We start from the raw sequence: 9,850 nt of genomic DNA, 5'->3' as shown, positions 1-9,850 counted from the left end.
GGTCATTCCTGACCGGACTGCTGGTTGGGCTGGGTGTGCTGACGATTGTGTCCCTGGCGGGCGTATCCGATCCACGCACGGGCGACCGCTGGCTACCGCTACTGCTGGCCGCTGCCACCGCGGGCTTCCTGATGCTGCGCGGCCGTTCCTACGTCGACCGCTGGCAGGCGGTCATCTTGGCCTTGACGTCGGTGCTGATCGTCGCCACGATCGTGGTGCGGTACACGCTGGTGTTGTCCTCGACGGCGGCGATGTCGGCCGGAGTGGCCATCGTGGTGCTGTTGCCTGCAGCGGGCTTGACGGCCGCGGCGGTGGTGCCCAACACCATCTACAGCCCGCTGTTCCGCAAGCTCGTGGAATGGGTGGAATACCTCTGCCTGATGCCCATCTTCCCGCTGGCCTTGTGGCTGATGAATGTCTATGCAGCGATTCGTTACCGGTAGTCGTCGGCTTGTGGCGATCGCAAGCGCGGCGAAGCCGGGCGCAGCGGGTCGCCACGTTAGCCGAAGGCCGCTTCGCGCGGCCGCAGTGGCTGCCACGACGCTCATCGTTGCCTCGGTAGCGCTTTCCGGCGCGCCGGCCTACGCGATCGATCCACCCGGGATCGACCCGGGGGCGGTACCGTCGGACGGTACGCCCGGGCCTCCTCAGCCGATGAAGCAGAGCTCGTACTGCACGGAGGTTGGGGTCTTGCCGGGCACCGACTTTCGGCTGCAGCCGAAGTACATGGACATGCTCAACCTGAATGAGGCGTGGCGCTTCGGCCGCGGCGGCGGCGTGAAGGTCGCCGTCATCGACACCGGGGTAACCCCGCACCCGAGGCTGCCGCACCTAATTCCCGGCGGCGACTATGTGATGGGCGGCGACGGCCTGTCCGACTGCGACGCGCACGGCACGCTGGTGGCGTCGATGATCGCCGGGGCCCCGTCGGGCGCGGAAGCACCCGGAGCGCCCGGACCGCGGCGCCCGCCGCCAGTTCCGACCAGGGAACCACCGCCATCGCCGCCGCCTCCACAGACGATCAGCGTGGCGCCACCGCCGCCGCAGACGATCACACTTGTCCCTCCTCCGCCAGCATCGGAGGAGCCGGGCGGTCCGCCGCCACCCTTTGGCGCACCCCCGGCACCCAAGGCGCCGGGAGCCGCCAACCATGGTCACGGCAAGACCGTGCTGCCTGGCTATTCCCATGGCGGACAGGTCGTTTCGGTGGACTACCCGCGGCCGGCTGCGCCGCCGCCACTGGACCCTCCGCCGGGAGGACCGTCCGACGCATTCACCGGAATTGCCCCCGACGCCGAGTTGATCTCGATCCGCCAGTCCAGCCAGGCGTTTAGCCTCAAGGACGCTTACACCGGTGACGAGGACCCGCAAACGCGGCAGAAGCGGGACAACATCTTCACCATGGCGCGGGCGATCGTGCATGCCGCCAACATGGGCGCGCGGGTGATCAACATCTCCCAGGTGATGTGCATGAGTGCGCGCAGCATCATCGACGCGCCTGACCTCGGCGCTGCGGTCCGTTACGCGGCCGTCGACAAGGATGCCGTCATCGTCGCTGCCGCAGGCGACACCAGCCAGCGCGACTGCAAAGAAAATCCGCTCGTTGACCCTTTGCACCCCAAGGATGTTCGCGACTGGAACGGCGTGACCACAGTGGTGACGCCGTCGTGGTTCAGCGACTACGTGCTGACCGTCGGCGCGGTGGATTCCTCCGGCGCGCCGATGGACAAGTTGAGTGTGGCCGGGCCGTGGGTATCGATCGCGGCACCCGGGACCGACGTCGTCGGGTTCTCACCGCGAGATGACAGCCTGGTCAACGCCATTGACGGTCCGGACAACTCGTTGTTGGTGCCGTCGGGAACCAGCTTCTCCACGGCGATCGTGTCCGGTGTAGCTGCGCTGGTACGGGCGAAATATCCGCAATTGTCCGCACACCAAGTCATCAGCCGGTTGACCCGGACCGCCAGGGCACCTGCTCGCGGCGTGGACAACCAGGTCGGCTACGGGATCGTCGACCCGGTCGCTGCGCTGACCTGGGATGTGCCGGAAGGGCCTGTCCTACCCAAAGATTCGAAGTCACCGCTGAACATGCCTCCGGCACCTACTCCGCGCAACATGGTGCCGGTATGGGTCGCCGCCGGCGGCCTCGGTGGCGCACTACTAATAGCCGGCATGGTGTTCGGTGCAGCAATGCTGTTGCGAAAGACAGGGAGACAGGAATGAAGGCACAACGCGAATACGGCCTGGCCCTGTCGTGGCCGCGAGTCACCGTGGTGTTTCTCATTGATGTTGCGTTGCTGGTGATCGCGAGTCGTTTGCCCGAGTCGTGGCAGGCTGGTCACGCGGCCTTTTGGGTCGCAGTTGGGCTCGAGACATTGGTGACGATCGTTGCCCTGGTCACCAATGGCGGCGTTCCCATTGCGTCGGCACCGATTGCGCGAGTGCGAAATTGGTACGCCGATCCGGAAGCGCTGACCGTCGGCTGCACCCCCGCGATCGATCACCGGCGTCGCTTTAGCCGCGAGACCGTCGGCGTGCGCGAGTACGACGGCCAGCTGATCGCAGTGATCGCGGTAGAGGCCGCCGTGGAGGCACCGTCGGGACGGCATCGCCATCAAGACGCGGTACCGGCGACGATGCCGCTGGACGCGGTCATCGAGGCGCTGCGCCAGTTCGACGTGCGCCTTGACAGCGTCGACATCGTTTCGGTGGGAACCCGCCGCGCCGGCAATGGCGTGAAATCGGCGGTCCAAGACGATCTCGGGCCAACCGGCGATCGGCGTCCGCTCGAGGAGCGCAACACCTGGCTGGTATTGCGCATGGATCCATTGCACAACGTCCAGGCGGTGGCGGCCCGCGATTCGGTCGCCAGCACCTTGGCGGCGGCTACCGAGCGGCTGGCCCAGCATCTGGACGGGCGAAGCTGCTCAGCACGACCGCTGACCGCCGACGAGATCGTCGACGTCGACGACGCCGTGTTGGCCGGGCTCCAGCCGGCCCACATCCGGCCGTACTGGCGCTACCTAAAGACCCCCGACGGGTTCGTCACCAGCTTCTGGGTCTCACCGTCGGACATCACCAGCGACACACTCCAGGAGCTGTGGCTCACCGATGCCGACGTCACCGTGATGACGATCCGGCTGATCGCGGACGGTCGGGAAGCCGACGTCGCGGTGTGGGTGCGCTACCACAGTGACAAGCGGCTGCGCAAAGAGACGTTCAACGGGTTGAACCGGCTCACCGGCCGTCAGCTGGGCGCGGTGGCTTCCAGCATTCCGGCGCCGAGTTCGGGTCGGCCGCTGCCGATGCCGAGTCGCATACTCGACGACGGCGAGGGCATCCTGGTTCCGGTCGGTGCGGTATACCTTCAACAGATGAGTCACGCCGAAGCTTTGCCATGACCCGGCCGCAGGCCGGAGGAGCAGATGCCCGCAACGCCATGGTTGCGGGCCTGCTTGCGTCCGGCATCTCGGTCAACGGGTTGCAACCAAGCCAAAATCCGCAGGTGGCGTTGCAGATGTTCACCACGGCCACCCGGCTCGATCCGGACATGTGCGACGCTTGGCTGGCCCGGGTACTCGCCGGTGACCAGACCATCGATGTGCTCACCGGCGCGTGGCACGCGGTCAAGACGTTCGGCTGGGAGATCCGCCGACTTGGCTTGTCCGAGTTGGAATTTCGTCCCGAGGTTTCCGACGGGATATTCCTACGGCTGGCGGTCACCAGCGTGGAGTCATTGGCTGCCGCCTACGCGGCGGCCCTCACCGAGGCGAAACGGTACGCGGAAGCGGCGGACCTGCTGGATTCCACCGAGCCACGGCACCCGTTCGACGAGGAGTTGCTCAAGTACGTGCGGGGCTTGCTGTATTTCCGCACGGGTCGCTGGCCCGACGTTTTGGCCCAGTTCCCGCCTGGGACCACGTGGCGCCACCCCGAGCTCAAGGCCGCCGGAGCGGCGATGGCGACCACGGCGCTGGCCTCGTTGGGGGTCTTCGAGGAGGCGACTCGTCGCGCACAGGAGGCCATCGAGGGCGACCGAGTGCCCGGCGCCGCCAATGTCGCGATGTACACCCAGGGCATGTGCTTGCGGCATCTTGGCCGCGAGGAAGAGGCCGTCGAGTCGTTACGCCGGGTGTACTCACGCGACGCCAAGTTCACCCCGGCGCGCGAAGCGTTGGACAACCCCGGCTATCGGCTGGTGCTGACCGATCCAGAAACCATTGAGGCAAGAACGGATCCGTGGGATGTGGATAGCGCGCCCACCCGCGAACAGGCCGAGGCCGCCCGGCACGCCGAAATGGCGAAGAAGTATCTGGACGAAGGCGACGCCGAGCTGAACGCGATGCTCGGCATGGACCAGGCCAAGCGGGAAATCAAGCTGATCAAGTCGACCACCAAGGTGAATCTGGCCCGCTCCAAGATGGGCCTGCCGGTGCCGGTGACCTCACGGCACACCCTGTTGTTGGGCCCGCCCGGCACCGGGAAGACGACGGTGGCCCGCGCATTCGCCAAGCAGCTGTGCGGGTTGACTGTGCTGCGCAAGCCGTTGGTGGTGGAGACCAGCCGCGCAAAGCTGCTTGGCCGCTACATGGCCGATGCGGAAAAGAACACCGAGGAGATGCTCGAGGAGGCGCGCGGCGGCGCCGTCTTCTTCGACGAGATGCACAACCTGCATGAGAGTGGCTACTCCACCGGCGACGCCTACGGCAACGCGATCATCAATACGTTGCTGCTGTACATGGAGAACCATCGCGACGAGCTGGTGGTCTTCGGAGCCGGCTATGCCAAAGCGATGGACAAGATGCTGGAGGTTAACCAGGGTCTCCGGCGCCGGTTTTCGACGGTGATCGAGTTCTACAGCTATAACCCCAAGGAACTGATCGCGCTGACCCAGCTGATGGGCAGGGAAAACGAAGACGTGATCACCGATGAGGCGGTTGACGTGCTGCTGCCGGCCTACACCAGGTTCTATGAAGACGAGAACATGTCGAAAGACGGCGACCTGATCCGCGGTATCGACGTGCTGGGCAATGCGGGGTTTGTGCGCAACGTGGTTGAAAAGGCCCGCGACCACCGCAGCTTCCGCCTCGACGATGAGGATCTCGACGCGGTGTTGTCCAGTGACGTCGACGAGTTCAGCGACGACCAACTGCGCCGGTTCAAGGAGCTGACGCGTGACGACCTGGCCGAGGGCCTCAGCGCAGCGGTGGCGGAGAAGAAGCCGGACTAGTCAGCCGCGTCGTCAGTTAATTCTTGCCGCCGGGAACGGCATGGTAAGCCGCCGCAACATCACACTTCAGCAATTCACCCACCCGGTGTCGAGTGTTGCATTGACGGACGGTAGCTGCACTGCGACGATGGCCTTACAAATACGTAACATGCACCTCGCTAGGTGAGGCGTCTGCACGGATATAGGCCACTGACCTCGAACGTCGAGAGACGCCCAGGGTCAGGACAGCTCTTCCCGGGCTAAGGGTTGAGCCCAAGTGGCTTCCGGTTCGCACCGGATACGCCGTGCAGTGCCAAAGCTCCGGCGAGAGGGGTGCCACCCGACAGTTTTGTCGGGCGATCCATCTCTCTTGGCGGTATCGCGAGTGCCCTGACCGCGAGGGGGTGGGCCGAGACGACGTCCGCTGATGGTTCTGACCAGAACTAACCAAGATCGATGACCGTTTCGCCCCGATCCGGTCATGGCAGGCTCCGCGAACTGAACCGGTTTGCCAGCCTCGTCTCCCGGGTCGGATCTTTCGTTGAGGAGAAGTCCATGTCATTCGTAACTACACAACCGGAAACGTTGTCCGCAGCAGCGGGCGACCTCCAGGGCATTGGTGCAGACGTGACCGCCGGCAATGCGGCGGCGGCCAGCCCGACCACGGCGGTGATTCCCGCGGCAGCCGATGAGGTTTCGGCGCTGACCGCGGCCCAGTTCACCGCGCACGCCCAGCTCTATCAAACGGTCAGTGCTCAAGCCGCGGCGATTCACGAAATGTTCGTGTCGACGCTGAGCACCAGTGCCGTGTCGTATGCCGAGACCGAAGCCGCCAACGCGGTTGCTGCGGGTTAAGGGGAGGTGTCGCAATGGATTTCGGAGCATTACCACCAGAAGTCAATTCCGCTCGTATGTATGCCGGCCCCGGTTCGGGGCCGATGCTGGCCGCCGCGTCAGCATGGGACGTGTTGGCCGCCGAGCTCGGTTCGGCCGCGTCCTCCTATGCCGCGGTGGTCTCCAGCCTTGCCGAAGGATCTTGGCTGGGACCCGCATCGGCCTCGATGGCGGCCGCGGCGAATCCGTATGTGGACTGGATGAGCACGACCGCCACCCAGGCTGAACAAACGGGTTTTCAGGCCAGGTCGGCTGCGGCGGCCTACGATGCCGCGTTTGCGATGACGGTGCCACCCGCTGTTGTCGCGACCAACCGTGCTCAGCTGGCCGCCCTGGTGGCGACCAATGTGCTGGGTCAGAACACCCCGGCGATCGCAGCCAACGAGGCACTCTACGCCGAGATGTGGGCCCAGGATGCGGCGGCGATGTACGGCTATGCCGGGGCTTCGGCGGCCGCATCGACGGTGACACCGTTCGGTTCGCCGCCGGAAACCACCAATGCGGCCGGGGCGGCCAGCCAAGCTGGCACGGTTGCCCAGGCCACCGGCACGTCATCCAGCGCGGGTGTTCAGTCGACGCTGTCCCAGGTGGTCTCGACTCTTCCGAACGCACTACAGGGCATGGCATCACCAGCGGCGAGCACCAATCCGTTTGCGCCAGGGTCGAATCAAGCCACCACGGGCATCGCCGGGTTGTTGAACTTGTTAAGCGGATCGACTGGCTCGTCTTTTGGTTCCTTCGTGAGCTCGGGTTTCATGAACGGGTTCCTCTCCGGCAACTGGGTAAACCCGGCGAGCGTAAGTCCGGCTGTGACAAGCGCGTTCGCGGATATCGGGTTCCTGGCGGTGGCCGGTCAGGGCTTTGGCGGCGCGGTCAACCCAGGCATGTTGACGGCGGCTACCGCGCCGTCGGCATTGAACGCCGGATTGGGATCTCTTGGGTCGCCGGGCCTGGGCGGATCGATGGTGTCCGCCGGGATGGGCCGCGCGACCCTGGTCGGGGCGATGTCGGTGCCGCAAAGTTGGGCCGCAGCCACTCCCGGAACTCCCGCCGCGCTTATGTCGTCGCCATCGGGAGGCTGGGCCATCGCGCCGGGCGCGGGGACCGAGATGGCCGGGATGCCGGGTGTGCCCGGTATGCCTGGGGTGCCGGCGGCAGGCATGGGCGGACGCGGGTTCGGCTTCGCTGCTCCCCGCTATGGGTTCCGTCCCACCGTGGTGGCGCATCCGCCGGCGGCTGGATAGCAGAAAGGAGCTAAGCCGTGGTTATCAGGGCCGCCACGATCGGCATACGACGTCGCAGTTGGCGTCATGCCCGACGTACCCGTCCACCGTGCCGAGAACCGGGTCCGCACGATATCCGATCCATAGCGGGCGGCGAACAGCCCCAACAGCTTTCGATTGCCGGTGACGCGTCCGCTGCGCCGGCCCGGGCGCGATATCGGCAACAGTTTTCCCGTGTCGAGTTGACTACTACCGTTGATAATGGAACTATTGCTTCTGCAAGCACCTCGCTAGGTGAGGCGTCTGCACGGATATAGGCCACTGACCTCGAACGTCGAAAGACGCCCAGGGTCAGGACAGCTCTTCCCGGGTTAAGGGTTGAGCCCAAGTGGCTTCCGGCTCAGCCGGATACGCCGTGCAGTGCCAAAGCTCTGACGAGAGGGGTGCCGCGGCCAGCTGATCTGGCAGGTCCGCCTCATCCCATGTGCAACGTGTTGGCACCCTAGTGTGCCCTGGCCGTGAGGAGGTGAGGCGAAATGAGTTCTAGTGATAGTCCGTATCCGAGACCCATGACCATTTCGTTCGGATCCGGCCCCGGCGCCATCTCCACTATCTGAATCGGCTTGCGCCGCTTCGCTTAACACGCACGCATCGTGTTCGTATGCGCGCGTGGTCCTGTCGTGCTCTGACGCGATAACCGCCGCGGGTTCGTCCTGCTTCGCCGAAGGAGAATTCTGATGTCCCTCTTGACCACACAGCCCGAACTGCTTTCGGCAGCAGCCGGCCAGTTGACGGGTATCGGCTCCGAGCTGAAGGCACAGAACGCCGCCGCCGCGGTGGCTACGACGGCGGTAGCGCCCGCCGCTGCTGACGAGGTATCTGCTTTGACGGCAGCGCAATTCATCTCCCAATCCCACATCTATCAGGCCATCAGCGCTCAGGCAGCAGCGATGCACGACATGTTCGTCTGCACCTTGGGCGCCAGCGCCGGTTCCTATGTGACCACCGAGGCCGCCAACGTGATCACCGCGAGCTGAAAGGAGCGCCGCAATGACTGCAGTATTCGACTTCGGCGCATTTCCGCCGGAAGTCAACTCCGCCAAGATGTATGCCGGACCTGGATCGACGTCGATGCTGGCGGCCGCAGCGGCCTGGAATGGTCTGGCCTCCGAGTTACGTTCGCAAGCAACCAATTACAGTTCGGTCATTGCAAACCTGACCGGCGAAGGTTGGCGCGGTCCAGCGTCGACGGCGATGGCAGCTGCAGCAGCGCCGTACGCGGCATGGATGAACACCACTGCTGCGCAAGCCGAGCAGACCGCCAACCAGGCGGCGGCCGCCGCGGCTGCCTACGAAGCTGCGTTTGGTATGACGGTGCCGCCGCCGATGATTGCGGCCAACCGCGCTCAGTTGGCGGCCCTGGTGGCGACCAATGTGCTAGGTCAGAACACTCCGGCGATCGCGGCCACCGAAGCCCAATACGGCGAAATGTGGGCCCAAGACGCCGCAGCCATGTATGGCTACGCGGGCCAGTCGGCGGCGGCGGCCAAGGTGCCAGCATTCGCCGCGGCGCCGCAAACGACTGCGCCTGGCGGGTTGGCGGGGCAGGCAGCTGCGGTCACCCAGGCGACCGGGACGTCGGCCAGCACCAGCACGCAGGCGGCGTTGTCGCAATTGACCTCTGCGGTGCCCACCAGTCTGCAGGGCCTTGCTTCGCCAGCCACATCTACGTCGTCTTCCTCGTCGACGTCGGGGCTATCGGGCATCTGGAGCCTGCTGACCGGCGGGTCATCCGGAAATTCGGCACTGGACAACTTTTGGAGCGCGTGGGGACCAAACGCAACCATCTGGAACACCATTTTTTCCTCCGGGTTCTACATGCCGAGTAACACAATAGGCGCGTTCACCAGTTTGCTGGGCAACGCGGCCGGGCATGGGCTAGCTGAGGAGGCATTGGGGCAGTCGGCAATTGGTGGGCTCGGTGCCGGGCTCAGTAATCCGCTGGGCGGACTGGGCAGCCTGGGATCGGGTGCTGGCTCCTCGATGTCAGCAGGACTCGGCCAGGCAACGTCGATCGGGCCATTGTCGGTGCCGCCCAGCTGGTCCGCGGTCGCCCCGTCGGCGTCGTCCCCGGTCGCCTCGGCGCTGGGAAGCAACCCACTGGCCGCGCCGCCGGAGGTCGCCGCGGGCGTGCCGGCTATGGCGCCTGCGGGTGCGGGTGCCCGCGCCGGAGTCACTACAGGCATCGCGGACAACCGATTCCTGATCCGCCCGCCGATGGTGCCGTCGTGGGCGGAAGTCGGCTAAGAATCTAGCCAAAACGCCAATCACCACAACATATTTCGAAGATAAGGAGAAGCAATTATGCCGACGCGTTTTATGACTGACCCGCATGACATGCGGGCGATGGCGGGCCGTTTTGATGTGCACGCCCAAACCGTTGAGGACGAGGCCCGCAAGATGTGGGCATCGAGCCAAAACATCGCCGGTGCCGGCTGGAGTGGTACCGCTCAGATGACGTCCT

9 protein-coding genes and 2 riboswitches are annotated in these 9,850 nt (G+C 65.2%); all 9 genes read left to right on the top strand.

Annotation, left to right across the window (positions count from 1 at the left end; genetic code table 11):
* Positions 1 to 443 (top strand): type VII secretion integral membrane protein EccD (gene eccD / locus WBF82_RS02455; protein WP_424381511.1); only part of this gene is annotated, 443 nt, incomplete at its 5' end.
* Positions 421 to 2,223 (top strand): type VII secretion-associated serine protease mycosin, encoded by a 1,803-nt coding sequence (mycP, locus tag WBF82_RS02450; protein ID WP_424381510.1) that lies wholly within the window; start codon positions 421 to 423, stop codon positions 2,221 to 2,223. The genes eccD and mycP, both read left to right, overlap by 23 nt.
* The gene (eccE, locus tag WBF82_RS02445) at positions 2,220 to 3,401 is read left to right on the top strand and encodes a type VII secretion protein EccE (protein ID WP_424381509.1); all 1,182 of its coding nucleotides are present in this window, start codon (positions 2,220 to 2,222) and stop codon (positions 3,399 to 3,401) included. Before mycP ends, eccE begins: the two co-directional genes overlap by 4 nt.
* Positions 3,398 to 5,230, top strand: coding sequence for a type VII secretion AAA-ATPase EccA (gene eccA, locus WBF82_RS02440; RefSeq protein WP_424381508.1), 1,833 nt, complete (start codon positions 3,398 to 3,400; stop codon positions 5,228 to 5,230). The genes eccE and eccA overlap by 4 nt, the downstream gene beginning before the upstream one ends.
* Positions 5,231 to 5,377: 147 nt before the next feature.
* Positions 5,378 to 5,549, top strand: a riboswitch (M-box (ykoK) riboswitch).
* Between the two features lie 215 nt (positions 5,550 to 5,764).
* Positions 5,765 to 6,064: a PE family protein gene (locus WBF82_RS02435; protein WP_424381507.1), complete on the top strand. Its 300-nt coding sequence runs from the start codon at positions 5,765 to 5,767 to the stop codon at positions 6,062 to 6,064.
* 14 nt (positions 6,065 to 6,078) lie between these two features.
* Complete coding sequence (locus tag WBF82_RS02430) at positions 6,079 to 7,347, top strand: PPE family protein (RefSeq protein WP_424381506.1); 1,269 nt, start codon at positions 6,079 to 6,081, stop codon at positions 7,345 to 7,347.
* Between the two features lie 258 nt (positions 7,348 to 7,605).
* Positions 7,606 to 7,776, top strand: a riboswitch (M-box (ykoK) riboswitch).
* A gap of 287 nt (positions 7,777 to 8,063) precedes the next feature.
* Positions 8,064 to 8,363, top strand: a complete 300-nt coding sequence (locus tag WBF82_RS02425; RefSeq protein WP_424381505.1) for a PE family protein — start codon at positions 8,064 to 8,066, stop codon at positions 8,361 to 8,363.
* Positions 8,364 to 8,376: 13 nt separating this feature from the next.
* On the top strand, positions 8,377 to 9,633 hold the full coding sequence (locus tag WBF82_RS02420; protein WP_424381504.1) for a PPE family protein: 1,257 nt from the start codon (positions 8,377 to 8,379) through the stop codon (positions 9,631 to 9,633).
* A 57-nt stretch (positions 9,634 to 9,690) separates the two neighbouring features.
* On the top strand, positions 9,691 to 9,850 hold a 160-nt coding region (locus WBF82_RS02415), incomplete at its 3' end, for a WXG100 family type VII secretion target (RefSeq protein WP_424381512.1).

The sequence above is a fragment of the Mycobacterium sp. genome (assembly GCF_049673265.1).
Classification (GTDB): Bacteria; Actinomycetota; Actinomycetes; order Mycobacteriales; family Mycobacteriaceae; genus Mycobacterium.
The sequence above is the reverse complement of the archived record's forward strand: the minus strand, read 5'-3'. Positions and strand labels throughout refer to the sequence as shown.